The following is a 22,152-nucleotide window of genomic DNA, read 5'->3' as shown; positions in this document are numbered from 1 at the left end:
AACAAGGAGGGAAGGCCATGAAAAAAAGGGTACAGATAGGTGCAAAAGAGATGATCTCTCTTATGGTGTTGTTTGAGATGGGTACATCCATGATGTCTATTCCCGGAAGGAATGCGGGCAAGGATGCATGGATCGCCATCCTCATTTCCACGGTTTTGGGGGCAATGCTTTTTGTATGCTATGGCAGCCTTCACCGACGCTTTCCCGACTTGCTCATGACACAGTACTGCAGAACCCTTTTGGGCAAGAAAGCAGGGAGTGCGCTTGCTTTTTTATATATCGTGTTTTTTCTTTACGGCGGAGCACGGGATCTTCGGGACACGGGGATCCTGATTGCCGACCGGACACTTCAGCATACGCCGTTGACAGTCATTTGTGCTTTAATGATTGGACTTGTAATGTATGTGGTGTATTTGGGAATCGAGGTTGCAGGCCGAACGGCCATCATCATGTTGATTTTGCTGCTACTGCTGGGCCTGGCTACGAATATATTAATTTTGTTGGCAGGCATTGTAGATGTGGGCAATATATTGCCCATAGCCGAGCATGGCTGGCAGCCGATATGGCAAGTTGTTTATTCGCAAGCCGTGATGCTACCGTACGGCGAGATGGTTACGTTTGCGATGATTCTTCCCACATTAAAAAAGGGCTATCGTGCCAATGGGGTAGGGGTCTCTGCTATATTGTTCGGAGGGCTGCTCCTGTCTATTGTTACACTGTCTAATGTGCTTGCACTGGGAGAGGATGTGTTTAAACGGGCGACTTACCCGCTACTCTCGATGATCAGCAAGGTCGAAATATCTGATTTTATCGACAGAGTGGATGTCATCGGCGTTATGAGCGTTATTATCTTTGATTTTTTTAAAATTTTCATCTTCTATTATGCCGCGCTTAAAGCCGCAGAGGATGTATTGAGAATGTCATACGATAAACTGATCCTGCCATTTGGGATTATCATGTTAGTCTCTTGTGTATTGATGACACTGAACTATCAAGATCACCTTCAAACAGGCGAGTTAGTGCTGAAATGGCTGTTTCCGATATTTGCCGTGTTTTTTCCTATCTTGCTGCTAATCGTGTGTGGGCTGAGAAAGACCCGAAATAAAAAAGGAGAGGACAATGTCTCATGAGACATTGTCTTGCCGACAAAACATACAACAGTATCGGTCAAATGCTCATTTTGATGTTCGATTTTATTCATGGAAATGCGGTCATTATCTTTACTGAAAAAATACCAAGCCTGGTCGTGGCTTTTCTGATGATTCTCTGCGTAAAAAGGCCTTCACAGCTCATCAAAGCTGGATATGGGAGTATTCTAGCCGGAGGTATCGTATTAGTTGAAGTTGCAATATTAAATGTAACCGTGCTGGGTACGAGTATAACGGAACGCTCGATCTTTCCATTATTAAGCACCTTTGCGAATGTGCAGCACTGTCCCTCATCTATATTCATCCATTATTTGTTTATGTTTTCCCTTGTTTGTTCTTTCTGATGACTCTCTTGCGGAGAGGCAGAGGAGGAAGTAGAAACTTTAAGGAAACGTGACCATTGTGAGAAAAGGAAGCGAAATGCGTTTCCTATTTGCTTTTTGCCCACATTTATAAGAAGCACCATGAGCATTCCTATCAGGACGATATATTCTGATGGTCGCATCGTGAGAAAAGCCAATGAAATAGGCTCCCAAGGATGATGAACACCAAAAAGCCATTTTATCGACATACTTGTTCCTAGCATTAGCAGCATAAAAAGCATGAATATCCAAAGTGTTTTCAACAAGCATCCCTCCGATATTTATATAAGCCAAGCATGTACCATGTATACATTGTGTTGCAAAGTCGTTCAATTTATCCGATCCCATTGACTTGAAATAAATTAAGATTTATACTTATTCTAAATTGATATTTGATATGATTTTAAGTTTGTAATTAATATAATCTGCTTTGGTTAAGGGAGATGCGGTATGAGAACTTTAAATTTAACTTCACAGCGCCAAGCGGTATATGATGTGGTTCGTGAAGCCCACGATCATCCTACTGCGGCCGATGTTATGAATCGGTTGATGGAGCGCGGATATAATCTGGCCTATGGAACAGTATATAATTCCCTACGTTATTTGACGGATAAGGAACTAATCCGTGAATTGAAGTTGGGGGAAGCTGCTAGTCGTTATGACGGACGGATGGACGATCATCAGCATATTATTTGTCAGGTATGCGGCCGAGTAGATGAAGTGATGAGTGAAGTCCCACATGATTGGATTGACACGGTTGCGCATGAAACGGGGTATAATATTGCCCATGCCCATGTCGTATTCGGAGGAGTGTGTAAGGAATGTCAAAGCAAACGAATCAGATAACGAATCGTTTCAAAGTGGCTGATATGCCTAGACGGGTGAAGGGCAGTTGGACATCGATGTTAGCAGCTCCCTCTACACCTACGGTGCAGACGGTTCCTTCCAATGAGCCTTTGTATTGTCCGACTACACGTCGTATCATTCTGATCAGTTCGGTACCGGGTGTAGTTCATGGGTTGGTGCGTACGTTGTCAGATGCGTGTTTTGATGTGATGGTTTTTCATCGCTGGGAACCTGAAGTGCAGCGTCATCTGGGAAGCGATCTGTTGATTTACGATTTGACCGCCACCGAACCACAGAGTGAATTACTGGATATCCGCAATCGTCTCGAGGTAGAACACATGAAAGACACACCGGTTATGTATGTGGTTCAGGATCGGGTGTCTGTACATGCGCATGAGCTGCTCCCTTCAGAAGAGGTGCTGGTGTGGCCGCTGGCTTCCAATCATATGGTGCATGACATTGAACGGATGATTGTACGCCATCCTGCAGCTTCCCGTCAGGCAGCGCAAGCCAGCCGTCGTACGGTATTCAAGGACATCTGGATTGACCGAGATAAAATGCTGGTATATAAAGAAGAGAGTCAATTGAATCTGACTAAAACAGAATACGATTTGCTGCTGAAGCTGATTGATGCTCAAGGCAAAGTGATCTCCCGCGAGCAAATGATGCACGATATCTGGGAGACGGATTTTGTAGGAGGCAGCAACGTTGTAGATGTGCATGTCAAAAGTTTGCGCAAGAAGCTGGATGATCGACCTGCGGAACCTGAATATATTGCAACCGTAAGAGGTGTAGGATACAGATTGGCAGATTGAACTAAAGGCTATGAATATCGATGAATTTCCGTCGGATGGAGACATTCGGCGGTTTGTATATGATTCCATGAAGAAACTGACATTAGGTGTGACGGTTGACTTTAGCCGGATATATACACTACAATCGGTAGTGTGAGGTGCTTCTTATGAAACGACTGAATTTTAAAGCTGGCGAAACCGGGCTTAACCGATTTTTCGGACCTCTGGAAGCCAAAATTATGGATATTTTATGGTCCACTTCGGATCGGAGTATCAAAGAAGTGCAGACCGCGTTGGAGGGGGATCGGGACTTTAACTTCAATACGGTAATGACCGTGATGAACCGTTTAGTGGAAAAGGGAATACTGAGTAAGAGTATACGTGGGAGAACGTCTTTATATCGTCCAGTATTAAGCAGGGATGAGTTCATGGATGAGCAATCCAAGGGACTGAGTCACGAATTGGTGGATGAATTTGGTCCGCTTGCTGTCAATCATATGATTGATGCTCTGGAGGTGGCCGATCCGAAGTTGATCGAACGTCTGGAACAAAAAATTAAACAATGGAAAAAGGATATGTAGCGATGTGGAAAACACGTTCTAAATTACTGTTTACAGCAGGCGCCTTGATTTCGGGTTTCGCCCTTATGCAGATGGGTATGTACGCCGGGCAGCATGTTTTCGGCTGGAAATTGAATTATAACGTGTTTCAAATATGCAGAAGCTTGTTGCAGCACTACGGAATCGGCTACATGGTGGATGCGCTCAGCGGGCTGGTTCTCGTTACCTTCACTATCGCCGGAGGAGAAGCAGTCAGACAGTGTATGGCTACCAGGGCAGCTTTTCGCAGACTGCACCGAATGCGTGACCTGCCGCTGACCGAAGCACTGGGTGAGCGATATCGTGAACTCGGGACCGATCGGATATGGGTCATTGATTATGCCAAGCCAGCCGCCTTCACCATGGGATTATGGAAGCCACGTATTGTATTGTCCTCTGCCCTATTGTCCGTACTGGACAAGCACGAGGAAGAAGCGGTCATATACCATGAAGCCTATCATATGAAACATTATGATCCGTTGAAGACCTGGTTGCTGCAAGTGTGTGCTAAACAGCTATTTTACTTGCCGGTACTGCGTCACATTACCAATCATTATAAGACGGCCCGTGAAATTTTGGCTGATAACGAAGCGATTCATCGAGCTGGTTCCCCAGTTGGGATTGGGAGCGCATTGCTCAAGCTTCTGAGTATGACGCCTGCCAATACTCGCCTGGTAAACTCCGCCGCTTGTTCCTCGTTTGCAGAAACGTCCATTAATTATCGTATCTCACGTATTTTAGACCCTCAGCAAGAACCTGTCATTCAAATGCCTTGGCGTTCGATTATGTTTTCCAGCTATGTGCTAGTGATGCTGACACTTATGTTCGCACTGGCGCTAATCTAGTTGGACAAGATGTTTCTTACGGGTGGCGCTTTTCGCGCTCCCGATTCTCGATGTTCAATACACTACACTATGTAGTTTTTTTTACAGAATTTTTATACAACTTAAAAGGAGATGAGCAAATGAATCAAACGCTTATGAATATTGGATTGTTGTTGGTACGAATCTTTACAGGGGTTATTTTTATCGTTCACGGTGCACAAAAGTTTCAGGGATTAGACGGAACCTCTGGTTTCTTCCAAAGCATCGGACTCCCTGGCTGGATGGCTCCTGTGGTCGCTACCGTTGAGCTGGTTGGGGGTATTGCACTGGTTCTGGGTATCGGAACACGGCTGGCTGGAGCGGCATTGACTATCGTTATGATCGGTGTATTGCTAACTGCTAAAAAAGGACAGCCTTTTGGCTCGATTGAATTTGATCTGCTGATTCTGTTCACCAGCCTTCAGCAAGCGCTTGTCGGTGGACGGTTTCTGGCAGTGGATCAGTTATTTGGCCGTAAAAAGGCTGAAAACAGTAACGTACAGGTCTAAATGTTTATATAACCGCGTCCTTAGTCTCATAGGGCGTGGTTTTTGTTTTTCTCCTTTGTGAAATTTTATTGTAAATCATTTGTTACTTTCAACCGATATAACTAACACTGAATGTTAATTCAAATATAATGTTTTATGAGCAAAGGGGAAAAAACATGGGAACAACGCGAAAGAGAAAAACTATATGGACACTCAGGAACAAGCTAAGTTTAGGTTTTTTGCTTGTTTTGCTGATTCCGAGCTTAAGTATTTCCATTGCGACCTATAAATCATCATATAATGCTATGGAAAAACAGCTCTACAGCAGTGCAAATCAGGGTGTAGCGACGGCTAACTCGATTATTGAATACGCAATCGCCAGTAAAATTAAAGATGCGAAGTATTTGGCAGAGCGTCTGGACGCCTCAATGATAGATGGTCGAAACAGCCCATTGATTCAGCCCAAACTGATTCAATACAAGGGCTTGCACGAAGATGCGACGGATATTTTTGTTGGAACACCGGAGGGGCTGATGATTCGGGGGGTGCCCAAGGAGGACGAAGGGACATTTGATCCTCGTACACGGCCATGGTACATCGAAGCGATGAAGCAACCCGGTAAGGTAGCGATCACCCCTGTTATCATCAATTCATCGGGTATTCCTGTTGTGGTGGTATCTCAGACGCTTTCCGACCAGTCCGGGGTTATCGGTATTTCTCTAAATCTGGAAAGTGTACGCAAACTGGCCTCCATCAAAGTCGGCCAGGAGGGGTATATCATCATTTTGGATCATACGAAAAAATTTGTAGTCCACCCTACGGCTAAGCCGGGTACATCTCTTGATGCAAGCTTTATAAATAATATGTATGCAGCGCAGAGCGGGCAGTATACATATGTGTATGAAGGTCACGAGAAATATTTGACCTATGTAACGAATACGGATACCGGCTGGAAAATTGCAGGTACCTTCTATCAATCCGAGATCAGCGATGCCACCGCTGCCATGCGTTATGTAACCATTTTTGTGTTGGCTGCCTCATTGGTGATTGCGCTTATCGCGATTTTCCTGATCACCCGTTCTGTTCTGGTACCAATTCGTAAGCTGCAAAAATCAGCAGAACGAATCAGTGAAGGAGATTTGACGGGCGATTTGGAAACCGGAAAAACGGATGAGGTTGGCGAATTGTCTTCTCACTTCCAAACCATGGTCGACAGTTTACGTACGATGATTCGAAGCGTTCACGAAACGACAGATCGGGTAAGTTCTTCAGCGGAGGAGCTGGCTGCGGGTGCAGATCAGACAACGCAAGCGATTGAGCATGTCACCATTGCTATCCAGGAAGTAGCTGTGGGCAGTGAACGTCAGGTGCAGAGCGTCAAGCATGGTTCTGTACATATGGAGGAGCTTGCTCAGCAAGCAGCGAACGTATCCGAGCGTATGGTGGGCGTATCTGAACATGTGAAGATGAACGCCGAGTCGGCTCAGGAGGGTAGCAAGGCTGCTACGCAGGCTGTACAGAAGATGCATGACATCGACGAGACCGTTAACGATCTCGGACAAGCGATGGACTCCCTCAATGAGCGCTCCGGTGAAATCGTGAATATTATCAGCGTTATATCCGGTATCGCTAAACAGACCAATCTGTTAGCTCTGAATGCGTCCATTGAGGCCGCACGCGCTGGGGATCATGGTAAGGGATTTGCCGTGGTCGCTACGGAGGTGCGTAAGCTAGCTGAGGAATCTGCCAAATCGGCTACCTTGATCTCGGAGCGCATTGAAGCGATGCAGGTGGATATGAATCATGCTCTGGGCGCTATGCATCAAGCGCGGACACGGGTGACGGAAGGCATTGATTCGGTAACCACGTCTGAGCAATCCTTTGCGGAAATCAGCCAAGCCGTGGAACGAGCTATGGAGCATATCAATGACATTACCGGAGTGACTCAGGAAATGGCACGGGGGACTGTAGGTGTCGTAGATATTATGAGCGATATTTCCCACATTTCGGATGAGGCAGCGAGCAACACCGAGTCGATCTCAGCGGCAGCTGAGCAACAGCTCGCTTCTATCGAGGAAATTGCTTCATCTACAGCGGACCTGAGCCAAATGGCAGAGGAATTGCGCGAACTGGTTGGACGTTTTCAGGTTGAAGGAAAATCCTAAAATGAGGGTTTCGCAAAAATCCAATAAGCGACTTCCAATGAATGAGATATAGATCGAAATGGTTTAGTTCGTCTATATCTTGCGCTTCAGAGCGACTGAAATCGAATTCTGCAAAATCCTGAAATGAATAAAAAGCGCCCGGATACAGGAGATTGTACTCTGTATCCAGGCGCTTTTAATGTTTTTAGCATAATTTTTGGTTTGCAGGGTTAGAAGTTAACGTTGGAAGGACTTGCGGCGATCCAGACGGAAACGGACATCCCGAGAGCTGTCGGAAGGACGTAGCGAACTTCTCTGAAACATATTGTTCAGAATCAGTGCGAAAATGACTAGCACTGTACCATATAGTTCAAAACGGCTAATAGCATAACCTTGGAAGTACATGAGTACCAGCGTGGTAATCGGTACAAAGTTAATAAATAGAATTCCGTTCAGTGGAGACAGCTTTCGGATTCCAGCATTCCAGCTAAGCAGGGCAGCTAGCCCTGGAAGCAGGATCATAAAGCTCATTTCGTATTTAACTGACCACACAGCCTGCCAGTCCGGCACCACAATCCAGTTGAAAGCAGAGGCAAATGTGACGACTACGAAGGAGACGAGAGTTCCGAGCATGCAGGTTAGGGTTGAATACCGTAGAGTAGACCATCCTGCAAAATGGCTGCCTCCCATGGAATATACGACCCATCCGACGACGCCTACGAAAATAAGCAGCAGCGGCAGTAAATGTTGTCCGGCAAGCGTGAAAAAGGTCCATTTTCCGTTCGTGATCACAAGTAAAGCCCCAGCCAGCGCAATCACCATGCTGATTAGTGTATATTTCGGAGGCATTTTACGGGTCATGATCCACACCATCGCAATGGAAATCATCGGCATTAGCACTTCCATTATAGAGGCTACCAGAGTACCTGCTGCCCCCATCGCGTGCTGTCCCTGGAAAACGGCCATATTATAAATGGTGAATCCCATGGTCCCGAAGAATAACAACGTCTTGCCCTTGCCCTCAAAGCGAAATGCTGTCCGTCCCTCTTTGAGCCACAATAGCACAACTAAAATGAGTGTAACCGATAAATAGCGCAAAAATGAAAAGTACAGTGGATTGATGTGTTGTAATGCAATGTGCGAAACCGGAAACATCGCCCCCCAGGACATACTGGCGATTAGGCATAATAAAGATCCGGTCATGATTTGTCTGTTCATGGTGTACAAAAGCTCCTCCTTGCCGATCTCAGCGGACATATCTTATGGACACATCATAAAGGATAGGAAGCTGTTGGTAAAATGATTGAAAATAAACATTATGATCATTTAAAATGATAATAAGTGACAAGGCGCGTCAATTTTGATGGCCCATTGTCCTTCACAATAAGGGGGAGCAGTAGTGGATCTGAACGATTTAAACATTTTCCAGACGGTGGCTGCGCATGGCAGTGTCAGCAAGGCTGCAGCCGAGCTTAGCTATGTCCAGTCCAATGTAACGGCCAGAATCAAGCTGCTCGAAAAGGAACTGCAAACGCCTTTATTTAATAGACATAAGCGGGGAATGATCCTCAATGCCGAGGGCAAGCGTCTGCTGCAATATACGAAAAGCATTTTATCGCAATTCGAGGAAATGAAACATGCGTTTCAGAATACCTCTGCACCTTCGGGGGTGCTGGAGATTGGCATTGTGGAGACTGTCATTGCCCTCCCGGCCATTTTACATGCCTACTATAGCAAGTACCCGGATGTCGAGTTGTCCCTCAAGGCCGGGGTTACAGAGTCTCTGGTGCAGGAGGTTGCAGAAATGCGGCTGGATGGAGCTTTTGTGACCGGGCCGGTGAAGCATCCGCTGATTGAACAGTTTGATGTATTTCAGGAAAAACTGGTCCTTGTTTCCCAAGGAGATGACTTTTCTGTTGAGGATCTTACAACCCGTCCACTCCTGCTGTATAAAAAAGGCTGCGGCTACCGGGGACGGCTGGAAACTTGGCTCAAAATGGAGGGGATTATTCCTAAGCAGATTATGGAGTTTGGGACATTTGAGACAATTATCGGCAGTGTGGCGGCTGGTATTGGAATGACTGTTTTTCCCGAATCTTCGATCAGCGGGCTGGTGGCTCAAGGCCTTGTATGCGGTCATGCGATGCCTGAGCCGTACAATGAAGTAACAACGGTGTTTATCCGGCGTAAGGAAGCCTTTGTTACCAGTACTTTGCAGTCTTTTATAGATGAGATTATCACTCAGACAGAGGCGTAGCTTTATCGCTTGGGCTCGGTTACAATGAGAGGGATTTGATCTCATTTTTCTTCCTGAAGGAGGGCTATTATGTTTACAATATATCCGGCGGCTTCCCGATTCAGCTTCGATAAGGGCTGGCTGCGGGGGAGTCACAGCTTTTCATTCGCGGAGTATCAGGATGAGAACAATACAGCGTTTGGTCCTATGCGTGTCTGTAATGACGATGTCATCACACCGGGACGGGGCTTTGGGGCGCATCCGCACAGTGATATGGAGATTGTTTCGATTGTGCTGTATGGGGAATTGCGTCATGAAGACAACCGTGGACATGTAGCGGTGACCAATTTTGGAGGCATTCAGCGAATGTCAGCGGGCCACGGTATCATTCATACGGAGCACAACGCTTCACAAACGGAGGATGTCAGTCTACTACAATTGTGGTTTAGCCCGCATACGAGAGGCCTGAAACCGTCATATGAGGCTACAGCGTTCAATCCTGAGCGTCTTCACGGTCAGCTTCTGCCTGTGGTTGCCGGAAAGCGTGTACCAGGCACAGAGGGTGAAATAGCTGCAATCAACCAGGATTTAACGATTTATTTAAGCAAGCTTCAGGCTGGAGAGCAAGTAGAATTCACACAGGCCGAGGGTCGGCGCGTGTTTCTATTCGTCATCGAAGGCTCGCTGCGTGTGAACGGTGAACATATTCTGCAAGGACGCGATTCCGCTCGTATTGAGCAGGAGCCGAAGCTCTCACTGAAAGCAGAAGATTCTGTTTTTTATATGTTGATTGATTTGCCCTAAAAGGAGGTGCGCACAATGGCGCAGCAGGAAACATGGCTGATCAAGCATGCCGTTACGGGACGTAGCTTTGCTGACAGCCGCAAGCAGGTTTTCGATTGCCATTTGGAATCGGCGGACGGCGTGTTTCGCTTTACGCTTCAAGGACTGCCGCATGAGACGGCGGAGGCGATTGTGCGTTATAGCGGGGAGTTGAACGTATTTCGTTTTGTAACGCCGGTAGACGATGGACCCGTGGTGAAGCATTGGTATTACGTCACCCCGGAAAGCGTGGAATATCATGATCAGACAGATGAGCTTACGTTCAAAGCTAGTTCTGAGATTGAATACCATCCCGAGGAGTATTGGGGAGATTAATCATTCTTTTATAATAAATTTTTAGATTTATAATGGATTTCCGAAGACCCTGCATCATTGCAGGGTCTTTTTGTTATCTGTTCAACATGTTGAGTTCATTGGATACATAATCCTTTGCAGGCTGGTACATCCTATATGTCATATTATCTGTTCCGCTCATTCGTAAAGGGGGAATAACGATGAAGAAAGGGCGCTTTCCCAAGTTGCCGAAGCTACCGTGGAGCCGGAGAGCGATTCCAGCCGCAGACCGCAAGACACGAAATTCCAATGTGCCTAAAGGACTGCCTGAGTCTTCGTGGCTGGAACAGCCGCTACGTAGCAGTGTGGAAGACAATTTGATTGCTTTGCGTGATATTTTCAAGGATTGCTCTGATATCGTCTATCGAGAGCTCATGATTTCCCCTGAACGCAAAGGGTTATTGGCTTATTTTGAAGGTACGGTAAAATCGGAGGATTTGCAGGATCATATCCTGCGGCCTGTTATTCTGGGCATGATGCTCAAGGACCCTGAAGTGAACGGCAAATTGGAGCCGCTGGATGAAACTCGTATCTCCATGTCCCAGACCAAAACGATGGACGAATGGAAGATGGTATCGGCAGCGATACTGGACGGCAATGCCGCCTTGTTCGTAGATGGCACACCTCGTGCGTATATTTTCAGCGCCAAGGGAGGTGTCCGCCGTGGAGTGGAGGAGCCGCAGACCGAATCGGTTATTCGTGGACCACGTGAGGGATTCACAGAGACACTCCGCGTCAATACGGCACTGTTACGTTTCAAGTTGAAAACCTCCAAGCTCAAGATGTACAGCATGACCATCGGAACAGAAACTCAAACGAGCGTCGTCCTTACTTATATTGAAGGGATCATAGATCCGAAGCTGGTGGAGGATGTAAAAAAAAGGCTTAGCGATATTAAAATTGATGGTGTTCTGGAGACTGGATATATCGAGGAACTGATTGAGGATCATCCGTTTTCGCCGTTTCCGCAAATGGAATACACTGAACGCCCTGATACCGTCACCGCGCAATTATTGGAAGGACGTTTTGCTATTTTTGTAGACGGAACGCCCTTTGCCCTGATTGGGCCAGTCACGATGTGGCAGATGATGCAAGCGAGCGAAGACTATTATGAGCGTTTTTTTATCAGTAATATGGTGCGCTGGATTCGTTTTCTTTTTCTCATATTGGCTCTCTTTCTGCCTGCATTATATGTAGCGGTGACGACCTATCATCATGATATGCTGCCCACGACGCTTATTTTGAGTATTGCGGCAGCACGTGAGTCTATCCCTTTCCCCGCTTTGGTGGAAGCACTGATGATGGAAATTTCCTTTGAGGCGTTACGAGAAGCGGGGATTCGTCTCCCCAAAACGGTCGGTCAGGCTGTCAGTATCCTTGGAGCGCTCGTCATCGGTCAGGCCTCTGTACAGGCGGGGATTGTATCGGCCCCAATGGTTATTATTGTGTCGCTCACAGGTATTGCGTCGTTTACCATCCCGCGTTTTAACTTTGCCATCACGGTTCGTCTGCTACGATTTCCAATTATGCTGATGGCGGGATTATTCGGATTGTTTGGGATCATTATTGCGACCACGCTGATTGCTACGCATCTAACCAAGCTAACATCGTTTGGTGTTCCTTATATGAGCGGGTATAGCCCGTACAACCATATGGATCAAAAGGATATCATCGTCCGTGCGCCTTGGTGGAAAATGACTAAACGTCCTTCCTGGATTGGTAAAGACAACAACAAACGAGCGAAGGAAAAGATGAATGGATCGCCTACAACCGAGGAGGGATGGTGATGAAGTCCAAATCCGATGCACGAAAAGTACGTAAAGCGGCTGTACTCTGTTGTCTGTTGCTTTGTTCAGTTCTCTTGGGAGGATGCTGGGATCGTCGTGAAGTGAATGATGTGGCCTTTGTGATGGGTACCGGACTGGACAAGGAAGGCGATCAATACCGGATAACGATGCAAATTGCTCTGCCCGGACAACTTGGATCTTCGGGCAGCACAGGAGGAGGGGGAGGTACAAGCGGTACGAAGTCCTACTACCTGGAGTCCAAAACAGGTCCAAGCTTTCGCGGAGCAAGCACTGAGGAACAGCGCGGAGTTTCGCGAACACTGAATTACTCCCACCGGCGGGTGCTGCTGTTCGGCGAGGCGCTGGCACGAGAAGGGATTAGTAAAATGATGGATGTACTGGCACGTGTTCCGCAGAACCGACTGTCTTCCCTGGTTGTTATCACGAAGGGGTCAGCCCTGGAAGTGCTTCAGGCAGATGCTCCGATTGAGCAATATCCAGCAGAAATGGTACGTGAGCTCAACTTTTCCTACATGAAAAAACCTCGTTCCGTTAAGCTGCTGATGAATTCCGTCCTGCTGGAAGGCATTGACCCGGTGGTGCCAGTAATGTCTCTGGTGAAGAATGGTCCCTCTAACCTTAAAGACAAGAAGACAAATATTCAAGTCGATGGACTAGCTGTATTTCGGAAAGACAGATTAACAGGGATTATAGATAACCACCTCAGTCGATTTCTGCTTTTGGGTATGGAGCAAGCCAAGGAGACAGAAATATTTATCCCCCCTCCCAAAGGTAGAGGCTACATTTCTGTACACCTCATCGAAAATAAAGTCCATATCAGGCCCAATATTCGCGGGGATGAGATTCGAATGACCGTTCATATGAACTGTAACGGGAATGTGAAGGAAAATGAGACGGATTTCGATATTTCCAACGAGGAAAATTTGAAGTGGCTGGAACAGCAGACAGCCGAGGAAATTAAGAGGGAGCTGGGAGAGGGTGTCAAGGTGATCCAGCAAAAATATCACTCAGACATACTTGGTTTGGGCCGGGCTATTATTACGAGTCATCCGGATGAATGGGAACGGATTAAACCTCAATGGGATCAACTGTATCCCAAGGTGGAGGTTACTATAGATCCGGTCGTGCATATTGAAAATATCGGTGCGGTCACCAAACCATTCGGGGTCAAAAAGGAGCAAATCCAGAATGAATAAAGTATTTCTATTACCTTTATTGCTGGCTATGCTCTTCATGTATCTGATCGACCGTAAAAGTATGAACAATGCACACGCCGTCAATCGCTGGATCGCACGCGTATTGTATGTCATTAGCATTGGTATCTGGATTTACGGGACATCGACGAAGAGCTCCGTTTATGTGGCTACATGGCTGACCCGTTTTATTGACATGTGGCTCCCCCCTACGTTGTAAATCGTGTAATGGATGCCTGCGGGCAAAAGGAGGATGTACCTGCATGAGACAGTTCACAACCAGACAAATCGTGCTGCTTGGTGTATTGATGGAGGTCGGTATTACCCTTGTACATGCTCCGGCGCAGGCAGCAGATTACGCGAATCAACATGCCTACTGGACCTGTATAATTGCGGCTATCGTGCTATGCTTGCCGATCTGGGCCATGTTGAAACTCAAGCGGCGTTTTCCTGATCAGGACCTGATGCAGGCGATGGTGAGCTCTCACCCTGTGCTAGGACGTATGCTGCTTGCAGTCTACCTTATTTTATTCCTGATTATTTTTGCACGGGATTTGAGAATTATCACGGATTTGGTGGAGGTTGTACTTTTGCCGCTGACTCCGATTGTTATCGTATCTCTTATTTTGCTTTTGACTCTGGCATTTATGGCCAAAGGTGGAATAAGCACCATCGTCAATATGGCGGAGCTTTTTGTACCGTTGTTGATTCTGACGCTGCTGACCATGCCGCTTTTTTTCGGGCGTAATATGGACTTTTCGGTACTGAGACCCTATTTACATCCAGAAGTAGAGGGAGTGATCAAGGGCAGCTGGCGCATGCTGGGATATATGGCCGATATCATGATGGTTCCCTTTGTGATTTCTGGGAAGAGCTATAATGGGCGTAGTGCGTGGTATGGGCATTTGCTCGGAACTGCATTTCTGATCACGCTGGTGTTGCTGTCGGAGTTGGTTATTGGTGTCCCTATCTTGTCCCGGCTATTTTATCCATCCTATGAACTAGTGCGTCAATTGCAGCTAACGGACTTTCTGGATCGGTTCGACTTGTTCGTGGCAGCACTGACTGTACCGACCTTTCTTACGAAGATTGGGGTTGATCTGTACGTTACCAGTTTGGCGGTAAAGCGTATGTTTGCCCATGCATGGGGAAGTCTGATGGTTTGGCCCGTAGGTTTGTTAGGTTACGTCTGCTCGTTTATGTTGTTCTCCAATATCGTGCAAATTTATGATTTCAGCCGGGAGTGGACCGTGGTGATGATCATTTTTTTTGTTATCATGCCCTTGTTGCTATGGATGTTGCTCCGATCCAAATCTAAAGGAAGAGGCGGAGATGATAAGGCATTTAACGGAGAGCGGGATAGCAGTAGTCAGAAAGAAAGCCAGCATGGAGGCAGAACAGGACACGACCACTTATAAGATTACTGTATTTATCGGAAAAGTAATTCTTATTTGTCTTTTACCCCTCTGATTGTATACTTGGTAGAAAGAAATATGACTTCTACAAGGGAGGCAACAGAATGGCACAACGCATGGCAGGTAAGAGAGTCGCTCTTGCTGGTCCCCGTAAGGCAGAAGAAATGGCGCTGCTAGTTGTGAAGATGGGGGGTGAGCCAGTACAGCGCCCGGCCCAGGGCACCGTTTTTTTGGATGATATCGAGCTGCGCAACGCTGTTGTATCGTGGGTGAAGCACCCTCCAGACTGGTACATCTTCACGACAGGAATGGGGCTGGATGCCTTGTTCGATATGGCAGAGGATATGGGCGTGGCCGAGCAGATTATGGAGTTGCTGCAATCCTCCAACATTGCAGCGCGGGGCTACAAGACGGTCAATGGACTCAAAAAGCGTGGCTTTACGCCAGCAGTACGAGACGAGGACGGAAGTTTGATCGGATTGACAGGAGCTTTCGCCCCATACGATCTGAAGGGGAAGGAAGTATTGTTGCAACTGCATGGCGATCCAGCTCCACGGTTGGTAAAGTGGCTGGACGAGCAGGGGGCAGTGACCCGCCAGGTACTTCCTTATAAGCATATCCCACCTGAGGAAGCAAAGTTGCAGGCGTTACTGGAGGATGTTATCCATCGTAATGTTGATGCTGTTACGTTCACAAGTGGTCCGCAAATCCGATTTTTGGCCCAATATGCCAGAGAGCAAAATCGAATCGAGGATTTACTGGAAGCTTTTCGTGAGGATGTGATTGCTGTATCCGTAGGGAAGGTGACTGCACAGTCCATTGTGGAAGAAGGGATTGATCGAGTCGTGTTTCCAACCGAAGAGCGCATGGGCGCGATGATGGTGGAGCTGGGCAAATATTTTGAACATAACGATTCGGTGCATGGCTGTGGTCTGAAGATCGTGAATGGTCATTGAAATGAGCTGGAAATTATAAATGCAGTATGCTAAAAAATGAACTTATATTTTGGGATACAGAGTAAAATAAAGATAAGGGCCTACGAGGTCTTTATCTTTTTTTGTTGGACATGCATCGACAAAGATTTTTGTTATAGCGAAAATGTTTATCTAATATAATGAATAAGTTTCGATGCATGATACTTAGGACAGGAGCTGAGACGTTAATGAATTCTATTTGCGTATTTGCCGGGTCCAGACCTGGACATTCATCGGTATATGTTGAGGCTGCAGGCAAGCTGGGGGAAGCCATGGCTCGCCATCATATCCGTCTGATCTATGGTGGCTCTAGCAGGGGGCTGATGGGAGAGGTGGCAGATGGAATGCTGGCGGGTGACGGTCAGGTCACTGGCATTATGCCTACCCTGTTATTTGATGCAGAGATCATTCATCGGGGAGTTACCGAATTTATTGAGGTGGCAAGCATGCATGAGCGTAAAGCGGCAATGAGCGAGATGGCCGATGCGTTTATCGCCCTTCCAGGTGGCTTGGGAACCTTCGAGGAGCTATTCGAGGTATTGTGCTGGGCGCAAATCGGGATTCATCGCAAGCCCATTGGGCTGTTGAATGTGAATGGATATTTTGACCCGTTAGTAGAAATGGTACGTCATAGCGTGCAAGAAGGGTTTACCGGGGCTGAGCACCCAGCGTTATTAAGTATCTCTGCGGACCCGGACGAATTGCTACATATGCTAAAAAATAAAGCAGAGAACTTGAAATAAAGCGTTTTTCGTGCTTGCACAACTGATTGAGGCAAGGTTATGATAAGACCCATAATCAAATAGCGGACAGACAAGGTGCCTTTGCGGTTGAGCAAAGGGTAACAGGGAATCGGGTGCAAATCCCGAGCGGTCCCGCCACTGTAAGGAAGAGGATTTTTTAAAATGGTCACTCGTGAAAAACGGGGAAGACGAAAGAATCCGTTGATGCCAAGCCAGGAGACCTACCTTGAACTGTATGCACCGTTAACCTTCGCGGAGAGGATGGGTGTACGAAATCAGGAAATCAGGCACACGTTGCTTTTTCCATGTTGGCTAGAGGTTTGCGTGGATATGAACGTGCAGCAGCGTTTGAAACGTAAACAGTCAGATGGAGGACAACGGCAGGCTGGAGGAAGACAAATAGTGTCTTCTTACGCTGTTTGTTCGTCTGATGAGAGATGCGTACATAGAAACCCCATCCGGGCAGGATGGGGTTTTTTTGAGTTACACGATGTGCATAAATCATTGAAATAGATAGCATAGCTGCCCTGAAAAGGATGAATAGGAGGAGCACGATGAGCCCATTAGGAAAATTGCTGGTGATTGGATTTGGACCAGGAGATATGGAACATATCACAAAACGGGCGCTGGATGCGCTGGCCGAAAGTGAGGTCATTATCGGCTACAATACCTACGTTGATTTGATCCGTCCGTTGTTGAACGGACAGGAGATTGTACGCACAGGGATGACAGAGGAAGTGAGCCGTGCGCAGGAGGCGGTTCGCCAAGCAGAGATGGGCAAGAAGGTAGCTGTCATTTCCAGTGGAGATGCGGGAGTCTATGGTATGGCAGGACTGGTGTATGAGGTACTGATGCAAAAAGGCTGGCGACGCGAGGACGGAGTTGAGGTAGAAGTCGTACCGGGGATTTCGGCTATTCAGTCCTGTGCTTCACTGTTGGGGGCGCCAGTTATGCATGATGCGTGCACGATCAGTCTGAGTGATCATCTGACCCCATGGGAAACGATTGTGAAGCGCGTAGAAGCAGCGGCTTCGGCCGATTTTGTAATTGCATTATACAACCCGCGCAGTGGTCGGCGTACCCGCCAGATTGTGGAGACGCAGTCCATTTTGCTGCGTTACCGCGATCCGCAAACTCCAGTCGGGTTGGTGAAAAGTGCTTATCGTGAACGTCAGCAAGTTATTGTAACGACGCTGGAGGATATGCTGAATCATGACATCGGGATGCTGACGACTGTAATCATCGGCAATTCCTCGACGACGGTGTATGACGGCTTGATCGTGACTCCGCGCGGATATCAGCGCAAATACACATTAGATGCGACCGAGCAGGCACTCAAGCCGCACCAGCGTCTCCGCACGGAAGCGGAGCCGTGGTCACTGGGCGCACAAGAGGATACACCGCAGGCAGGCGCAGCCCCGACTACGCCCGGCGGGCCTTCCGCGAGCGGCGCTGCGGTTGCGACGCAGGCACGCCCGCAAGCGATGGCTGCCGTGCAGGCAACGAATGCTGTGCAAACCGGCGCAGCCCCAGCATCGCTGGCGGCAGAGGCACTAAGCCGCCTCGCTGTTGGCGGCAAGCTGCCTGGCGCAGCCAACGCTCGCTGGAGCGGGCAAGCGCCTACCTTCGAGAGCACCGCCGGAACGTCAGCGGTGGCCGGAGCGGGGGCTACGGCTGGAATGGCGACAGGCGGCTTTGGCAAGCCTGCGCTATTTGAGGTGGGCGTTTCCCCCGGGGTGGGAAACAAGAAGTTCACCGCTCGCCAGATGGCGCTGCTCGCCGAGGTAGCGGGTGATGACGGCGAGCTGGAATACACGCCAGATCATCAGATCGTACTGCGCGTACCGTGCGCAGACCCCGAGGAACTGGTCGGACGGCTGCGGGATGAACGATTCATCGTCATGCCGATTGGCGATGTGTTTAAGGTGAAGGCGTGCGACTTCTGCAATATGGAAAAGGATGACGCTGTGCCTGTGGCTGAGCATCTACAGGTTGTACTTGGCGGATTACAGGCACCCAAGGAAACGAGCATTGCTTTGAACGGATGCGGTATGGCCTGCTATGGAGCGGTGCTGGAGGATATCGGAATCGTCTATCGCAAGGGAGGATACGACCTCTTCCTCGGTGGCAAAAAATTCGGTCGCAATGCTCATGCCGCTCAGCCCGTAGCGGAAGGGATTCCGGGCGATCAGATTACTGACATCGTGGAGAACGTCATTGCTGAATATAAAGAAAAAGGGCATCCGAATGAGCGTTTTCATAAATTTTTTAAACGTGTAGGTGTCGTTGCGGGTTTCCGGCATGAAGATGCACCAGCAACGGTAGAAGTGAACGCGGTTTGTGGTGATTAATGGACTGAAGGCCTGATGAACTGGATACAAGCATATATATAAAATAGGGCGTTATGAGGTTATCCCTATTAAAGAGGAGGAAAAAACAGCAGTGGATGCAATATTGTTGGTTGGACATGGAAGTCGGGACCCGGAGGGGAACCAGGAACTGCTGGAATTTGCACAGGCAGTGGCAGACCGGGTACCGGATATGTGCGTGGAAACCTGTTTCTTGGAGTTGGCACGTCCCAGCATTGCTGATGGGATGCAAACATGTGTGGAGAAAGGGGCGACGCGTGTCGTTCTTATACCGATTATCTTGTTCGCAGCGGTACATGCCAAAATTGATATTCCGATGGCTATTGACCGAGCAAAGGCGAAATATCCGCAGGTGGAATTTGTATACGGACGTCCGATTGGTGTTCATGAGAAAATCGTCAGCATTCTACAAAGCCGCTTGAAAGAGGCACGTCCGGTTGCAATTCCAGCGGGAATGAATAGCGCTGTAGAGGCATTTGCCGAGGTATCCGACGAAGAAACGGCGGTACTTGTATTAGGGCGCGGAAGTAGCGATCCAGATGCGAACAGTGACTTTTTCAAAATCACCCGTATGCTGTGGGAGCAGCTTTCTTATACGTGGGTAGAGAGCAGCTTTATCGGTGTAACGCAGCCTTCTTTTCCCGATGGATTGGAGCGTTGTGTGCGATTGGGGGCCAAAAAGATTATCGTACTTCCCTATTTTCTGTTCACGGGTGTGCTGATTAAGCGCATCGGAGAAATGACCCAGGAATTTGCCGAGGCTCACCCTACATTACAAGTGGAGATGGGCGGATATTTTGGTTTCCATCCCCAATTGATTGAACTGGTGCTGGAGCGAGCTAAGGAAGGCTTGTTTGGCAAGGTTACGGCCAATTGTGATAACTGTCAGTTCCGTCTGGAGGCGCAGGAGCACCATCATCATCACCACGATCACCATCACGATCATGATCACCATCATGACCACCATCACGATCATGAGCACGACCATGAACATCATCATCATGCACATGAGCACGATCATCATGATCACCATACACACAGCCACGATCACACTCATGAGCATGTCCATGCTCACAGCCATGATGACCATGATCACCATCACGAGCATTCACATACGCCATCTGTAGTGAACGGAAGCGGGCAGGTGGGCTCATGATATTCATGCTATGCGGAACGAGCGACGCTAGGGAATTGGCGCTGCAAATCCGTGACAATGGCTTCAACGTATTGACCTCGGTCGTAACCGAAAGCGCGGCAGCCAGCTTGTCCGAAGCGGGACTAGACGTACGTACAGGCCGAATGACAGCCGATGAAATGGCTGCAATGATTCGGGAGCAGGGAATACAGGCGATTATTGATGCCAGTCATCCTTTTGCAGAAGAAGCACATGCGAATGCGATGGCAGCCGCTCGCGAGTCCGGGGTTCCTTATATTCGCTACGAGCGGGCGGGACTGGTGTATGACAATCATCCGTTGCTCCACATCGTGTCTTCCTATGAAGAGGCCGCATTAGAAGCGAAGCAACTCAAGGGCTCTGTAATGCTTACGACGGGCAGTAAGACGCTCGGTACGTTCACCAAGCATTTACTCGGAGACCCGGAGATTCGTCTGGTTGCACGCATGCTGCCGCGCCTGGACAATATGGAGAAATGCGGCGAACTGGGCATGGAACAAAAGAATATTATTGCCATGCAGGGACCCTTTTCCCGCGAGATGAATGAAGCATTGTACAAGCACTATGGTACGACCGTGATGGTCACCAAGGAAAGCGGACGCACGGGAGCCGTGGATGAAAAGGTTCAATCTGCATTGGAGCTGGGGATTCACGTACTTTTGATTTCCAGGCCGGAAGTGGAATTTGGCACAGTATTTGATCATTTCGACGGAGTGATTGACGCACTGCGTATAGACAAAGAGGAGTCTGTGCTTTAAGACATAAGCCTATGAAGCTGGTCGGTCCAGTCAATCCGATGAATTCAGAACGATTTCTGGCGTGTATTTAAAATATAGTCATCTTAAAATGTGTAGTTTTTGTGTAGAGGTGTTTGTAACTCCTTAACATGAATGTCATTTTCCCTATATAAGACGAACTTGAAAAATGAACATAAAACGGAGTAGTCGGAATGGTGCTGTACAAGCGTAGCGGTCGCTTTTGTCCCCGGATTTCTACGCTGATCATAGGTTTTATTCAAGGAATCCGGGGGCGGTGGCGATGGGAAGCACCATCCGACTGCGTAGTGGAACAATAGTTAACTTTAATGTTCTAAGCTAATTTAATTTTCTAATTTTCCATAAGGGAGTGGTCGATACGATGGATTTTAAAACAGATTTCAAACCGCTAACGGTACAGCCGCAGGAGATCGAGGGCAAAAGCTTCGAGATGATCACAGAAGAACTGGGAGAGCATCCTTTTACAGCAGAGCAATATCCTGTTGTACAGCGTGTCATTCATGCATCTGCTGATTTTGAGCTGGGCCGCAGCATGGTGTTTCATCCAAAAGCGATTGAAGCCGGGGTTGCAGCTATTCGTGCAGGACAGCAGGTAGTGGCGGATGTGCAAATGATTCAAGCGGGGCTGAGCAAGGATCGTATCCGTCAATTTGGTGGGGATGTGCATGTGTACATATCTGACCCTGACGTCATGGAAGAAGCGAAAAGGCTGAATACGACACGCGCCATTATTTCGATGCGCAAAGCGATTCAGGCGGGCGAAGGCGGTATCTATGCCATTGGTAATGCACCGACAGCGTTGCTGGAGTTAATTCGTCTGGTGAAAGAAGGAGCGGCTAAGCCCGGACTAGTAATTGGCATGCCCGTCGGTTTCGTCTCGGCGGCAGAATCCAAGGACGAGCTGCGCAAGCTGGATATTCCGTTCATTACGAATATTGGACGCAAGGGCGGCAGTACAATTGTCGTAGCAGCATTGAATGCGATCTCCTTAATGGCTGTCCGCTAGATGCGGTTGTCCGTTTGCTGTATCATGAAATGAATTGG

22 protein-coding genes and 1 riboswitch are annotated in these 22,152 nt (G+C 48.0%); of the genes, 20 read left to right on the top strand and 2 right to left on the bottom strand.

Annotation, left to right across the window (positions count from 1 at the left end; genetic code table 11):
* Positions 1–17: 17 nt before the first annotated feature.
* Positions 18–1,130 (top strand): GerAB/ArcD/ProY family transporter, encoded by a 1,113-nt coding sequence (locus KAI37_RS24295; RefSeq protein ID WP_220030383.1) that lies wholly within the window; start codon positions 18–20, stop codon positions 1,128–1,130.
* 325 nt (positions 1,131–1,455) lie between these two features.
* Here the strand turns inward: KAI37_RS24295 and KAI37_RS24290 are convergent, their stop codons facing one another.
* The gene (locus tag KAI37_RS24290) at positions 1,456–1,773 is read right to left on the bottom strand and encodes a YczF family membrane protein (protein WP_104497705.1); all 318 of its coding nucleotides are present in this window, start codon (positions 1,771–1,773) and stop codon (positions 1,456–1,458) included.
* Positions 1,774–1,960: 187 nt separating this feature from the next.
* On the opposite strand from KAI37_RS24290, the gene KAI37_RS24285 reads away from it, so the two are divergent.
* The 6 genes from KAI37_RS24285 to KAI37_RS24260 all read left to right on the top strand — a co-directional run bounded on the left by KAI37_RS24285 (position 1,961) and on the right by KAI37_RS24260 (position 7,265).
* Positions 1,961–2,356, top strand: a complete 396-nt coding sequence (locus KAI37_RS24285) for a Fur family transcriptional regulator (RefSeq protein WP_023990809.1) — start codon at positions 1,961–1,963, stop codon at positions 2,354–2,356.
* Positions 2,332–3,171 carry a winged helix-turn-helix domain-containing protein gene (locus KAI37_RS24280; protein ID WP_071643454.1) on the top strand — a complete coding sequence of 280 codons (840 nt, stop codon included), beginning with the start codon at positions 2,332–2,334 and terminating at the stop codon, positions 3,169–3,171. The genes KAI37_RS24285 and KAI37_RS24280 overlap by 25 nt, the downstream gene beginning before the upstream one ends.
* A gap of 146 nt (positions 3,172–3,317) precedes the next feature.
* Positions 3,318–3,731: a BlaI/MecI/CopY family transcriptional regulator gene (locus tag KAI37_RS24275; RefSeq protein ID WP_023990807.1), complete on the top strand. Its 414-nt coding sequence runs from the start codon at positions 3,318–3,320 to the stop codon at positions 3,729–3,731.
* A 2-nt stretch (positions 3,732–3,733) separates the two neighbouring features.
* Positions 3,734–4,594 carry a M56 family metallopeptidase gene (locus tag KAI37_RS24270; protein WP_220030382.1) on the top strand — a complete coding sequence of 287 codons (861 nt, stop codon included), beginning with the start codon at positions 3,734–3,736 and terminating at the stop codon, positions 4,592–4,594.
* A gap of 119 nt (positions 4,595–4,713) precedes the next feature.
* Positions 4,714–5,121, top strand: coding sequence for a DoxX family protein (locus KAI37_RS24265; protein ID WP_028540751.1), 408 nt, complete (start codon positions 4,714–4,716; stop codon positions 5,119–5,121).
* Positions 5,122–5,276: 155 nt separating this feature from the next.
* Positions 5,277–7,265: a methyl-accepting chemotaxis protein gene (locus KAI37_RS24260; RefSeq protein ID WP_220030381.1), complete on the top strand. Its 1,989-nt coding sequence runs from the start codon at positions 5,277–5,279 to the stop codon at positions 7,263–7,265.
* A gap of 216 nt (positions 7,266–7,481) precedes the next feature.
* Here KAI37_RS24260 and KAI37_RS24255 read toward each other — a convergent pair whose 3' ends face one another.
* Positions 7,482–8,462 (bottom strand): DMT family transporter, encoded by a 981-nt coding sequence (locus KAI37_RS24255; RefSeq protein WP_252508936.1) that lies wholly within the window; start codon positions 8,460–8,462, stop codon positions 7,482–7,484.
* 181 nt (positions 8,463–8,643) lie between these two features.
* Here KAI37_RS24255 and KAI37_RS24250 point away from each other — a divergent pair, with 181 nt between their 5' ends.
* The 13 genes from KAI37_RS24250 to KAI37_RS24190 all read left to right on the top strand — a co-directional run bounded on the left by KAI37_RS24250 (position 8,644) and on the right by KAI37_RS24190 (position 22,114).
* A complete protein-coding gene (locus KAI37_RS24250; RefSeq protein WP_023990802.1) occupies positions 8,644–9,501 on the top strand; it encodes a LysR family transcriptional regulator in 858 nt (285 codons plus the stop codon).
* A 69-nt stretch (positions 9,502–9,570) separates the two neighbouring features.
* The gene (locus tag KAI37_RS24245) at positions 9,571–10,284 is read left to right on the top strand and encodes a pirin family protein (RefSeq protein ID WP_220030379.1); all 714 of its coding nucleotides are present in this window, start codon (positions 9,571–9,573) and stop codon (positions 10,282–10,284) included.
* A 15-nt stretch (positions 10,285–10,299) separates the two neighbouring features.
* Entirely contained in the window at positions 10,300–10,638 is a 339-nt protein-coding gene (locus KAI37_RS24240; protein WP_028540747.1) for a hypothetical protein, read from the top strand.
* A gap of 179 nt (positions 10,639–10,817) precedes the next feature.
* A complete protein-coding gene (locus KAI37_RS24235; protein ID WP_104497710.1) occupies positions 10,818–12,443 on the top strand; it encodes a spore germination protein in 1,626 nt (541 codons plus the stop codon).
* Positions 12,443–13,660, top strand: a complete 1,218-nt coding sequence (locus KAI37_RS24230) for a Ger(x)C family spore germination protein (protein WP_220030378.1) — start codon at positions 12,443–12,445, stop codon at positions 13,658–13,660. Before KAI37_RS24235 ends, KAI37_RS24230 begins: the two co-directional genes overlap by 1 nt.
* On the top strand, positions 13,653–13,877 hold the full coding sequence (locus tag KAI37_RS24225; RefSeq protein WP_220030377.1) for a hypothetical protein: 225 nt from the start codon (positions 13,653–13,655) through the stop codon (positions 13,875–13,877). Before KAI37_RS24230 ends, KAI37_RS24225 begins: the two co-directional genes overlap by 8 nt.
* Before the next feature lie 43 nt (positions 13,878–13,920).
* The gene (locus KAI37_RS24220) at positions 13,921–15,075 is read left to right on the top strand and encodes a GerAB/ArcD/ProY family transporter (RefSeq protein WP_220030376.1); all 1,155 of its coding nucleotides are present in this window, start codon (positions 13,921–13,923) and stop codon (positions 15,073–15,075) included.
* 101 nt (positions 15,076–15,176) lie between these two features.
* Entirely contained in the window at positions 15,177–16,028 is an 852-nt protein-coding gene (locus KAI37_RS24215) for a uroporphyrinogen-III synthase (RefSeq protein WP_069080101.1), read from the top strand.
* Positions 16,029–16,234: 206 nt separating this feature from the next.
* Positions 16,235–16,789, top strand: a complete 555-nt coding sequence (locus tag KAI37_RS24210; protein ID WP_023990794.1) for an LOG family protein — start codon at positions 16,235–16,237, stop codon at positions 16,787–16,789.
* Positions 16,790–16,846: 57 nt separating this feature from the next.
* Positions 16,847–17,032: riboswitch (cobalamin riboswitch) on the top strand.
* A 311-nt stretch (positions 17,033–17,343) separates the two neighbouring features.
* Positions 17,344–19,140, top strand: coding sequence for a precorrin-3B C(17)-methyltransferase (gene cobJ, locus KAI37_RS24205; protein ID WP_071643439.1), 1,797 nt, complete (start codon positions 17,344–17,346; stop codon positions 19,138–19,140).
* A gap of 91 nt (positions 19,141–19,231) precedes the next feature.
* Positions 19,232–20,314, top strand: coding sequence for a sirohydrochlorin chelatase (locus KAI37_RS24200; protein WP_220030375.1), 1,083 nt, complete (start codon positions 19,232–19,234; stop codon positions 20,312–20,314).
* Entirely contained in the window at positions 20,311–21,090 is a 780-nt protein-coding gene (gene cobK / locus KAI37_RS24195; RefSeq protein WP_220030374.1) for a precorrin-6A reductase, read from the top strand. Before KAI37_RS24200 ends, cobK begins: the two co-directional genes overlap by 4 nt.
* Before the next feature lie 379 nt (positions 21,091–21,469).
* A complete protein-coding gene (locus tag KAI37_RS24190) occupies positions 21,470–22,114 on the top strand; it encodes a precorrin-8X methylmutase (protein ID WP_013312413.1) in 645 nt (214 codons plus the stop codon).
* The last annotated feature ends 38 nt before the right edge of the window (positions 22,115–22,152 follow it).

This window comes from Paenibacillus sp. S25, from assembly GCF_019454085.1.
GTDB classification, from domain to species: Bacteria; Bacillota; Bacilli; order Paenibacillales; family Paenibacillaceae; genus Paenibacillus; species Paenibacillus polymyxa_B.
The sequence above is the reverse complement of the archived record's forward strand: the minus strand, read 5'-3'. Positions and strand labels throughout refer to the sequence as shown.

Bases quoted from the DNA above. Each gene is read 5' to 3' on its own strand.
- KAI37_RS24295 (WP_220030383.1), top strand. From the start codon at position 18: ATGAAAAAAAGGGTACAGATAGGTGCAAAAGAGATGATCTCTCTTATG.
- KAI37_RS24285 (WP_023990809.1), top strand. From the start codon at position 1,961: ATGAGAACTTTAAATTTAACTTCACAGCGCCAAGCGGTATATGATGTG.
- KAI37_RS24280 (WP_071643454.1), top strand. From the start codon at position 2,332: ATGTCAAAGCAAACGAATCAGATAACGAATCGTTTCAAAGTGGCTGAT.
- KAI37_RS24275 (WP_023990807.1), top strand. From the start codon at position 3,318: ATGAAACGACTGAATTTTAAAGCTGGCGAAACCGGGCTTAACCGATTT.
- KAI37_RS24270 (WP_220030382.1), top strand. From the start codon at position 3,734: ATGTGGAAAACACGTTCTAAATTACTGTTTACAGCAGGCGCCTTGATT.
- KAI37_RS24265 (WP_028540751.1), top strand. From the start codon at position 4,714: ATGAATCAAACGCTTATGAATATTGGATTGTTGTTGGTACGAATCTTT.
- KAI37_RS24260 (WP_220030381.1), top strand. From the start codon at position 5,277: ATGGGAACAACGCGAAAGAGAAAAACTATATGGACACTCAGGAACAAG.
- KAI37_RS24255 (WP_252508936.1), bottom strand. From the start codon at position 8,462: ATGAACAGACAAATCATGACCGGATCTTTATTATGCCTAATCGCCAGT.
- KAI37_RS24245 (WP_220030379.1), top strand. From the start codon at position 9,571: ATGTTTACAATATATCCGGCGGCTTCCCGATTCAGCTTCGATAAGGGC.
- KAI37_RS24240 (WP_028540747.1), top strand. From the start codon at position 10,300: ATGGCGCAGCAGGAAACATGGCTGATCAAGCATGCCGTTACGGGACGT.
- KAI37_RS24235 (WP_104497710.1), top strand. From the start codon at position 10,818: ATGAAGAAAGGGCGCTTTCCCAAGTTGCCGAAGCTACCGTGGAGCCGG.
- KAI37_RS24230 (WP_220030378.1), top strand. From the start codon at position 12,443: ATGAAGTCCAAATCCGATGCACGAAAAGTACGTAAAGCGGCTGTACTC.
- KAI37_RS24225 (WP_220030377.1), top strand. From the start codon at position 13,653: ATGAATAAAGTATTTCTATTACCTTTATTGCTGGCTATGCTCTTCATG.
- KAI37_RS24220 (WP_220030376.1), top strand. From the start codon at position 13,921: ATGAGACAGTTCACAACCAGACAAATCGTGCTGCTTGGTGTATTGATG.
- KAI37_RS24215 (WP_069080101.1), top strand. From the start codon at position 15,177: ATGGCACAACGCATGGCAGGTAAGAGAGTCGCTCTTGCTGGTCCCCGT.
- KAI37_RS24210 (WP_023990794.1), top strand. From the start codon at position 16,235: ATGAATTCTATTTGCGTATTTGCCGGGTCCAGACCTGGACATTCATCG.
- cobJ (WP_071643439.1), top strand. From the start codon at position 17,344: ATGAGCCCATTAGGAAAATTGCTGGTGATTGGATTTGGACCAGGAGAT.
- cobK (WP_220030374.1), top strand. From the start codon at position 20,311: ATGATATTCATGCTATGCGGAACGAGCGACGCTAGGGAATTGGCGCTG.
- KAI37_RS24190 (WP_013312413.1), top strand. From the start codon at position 21,470: ATGGATTTTAAAACAGATTTCAAACCGCTAACGGTACAGCCGCAGGAG.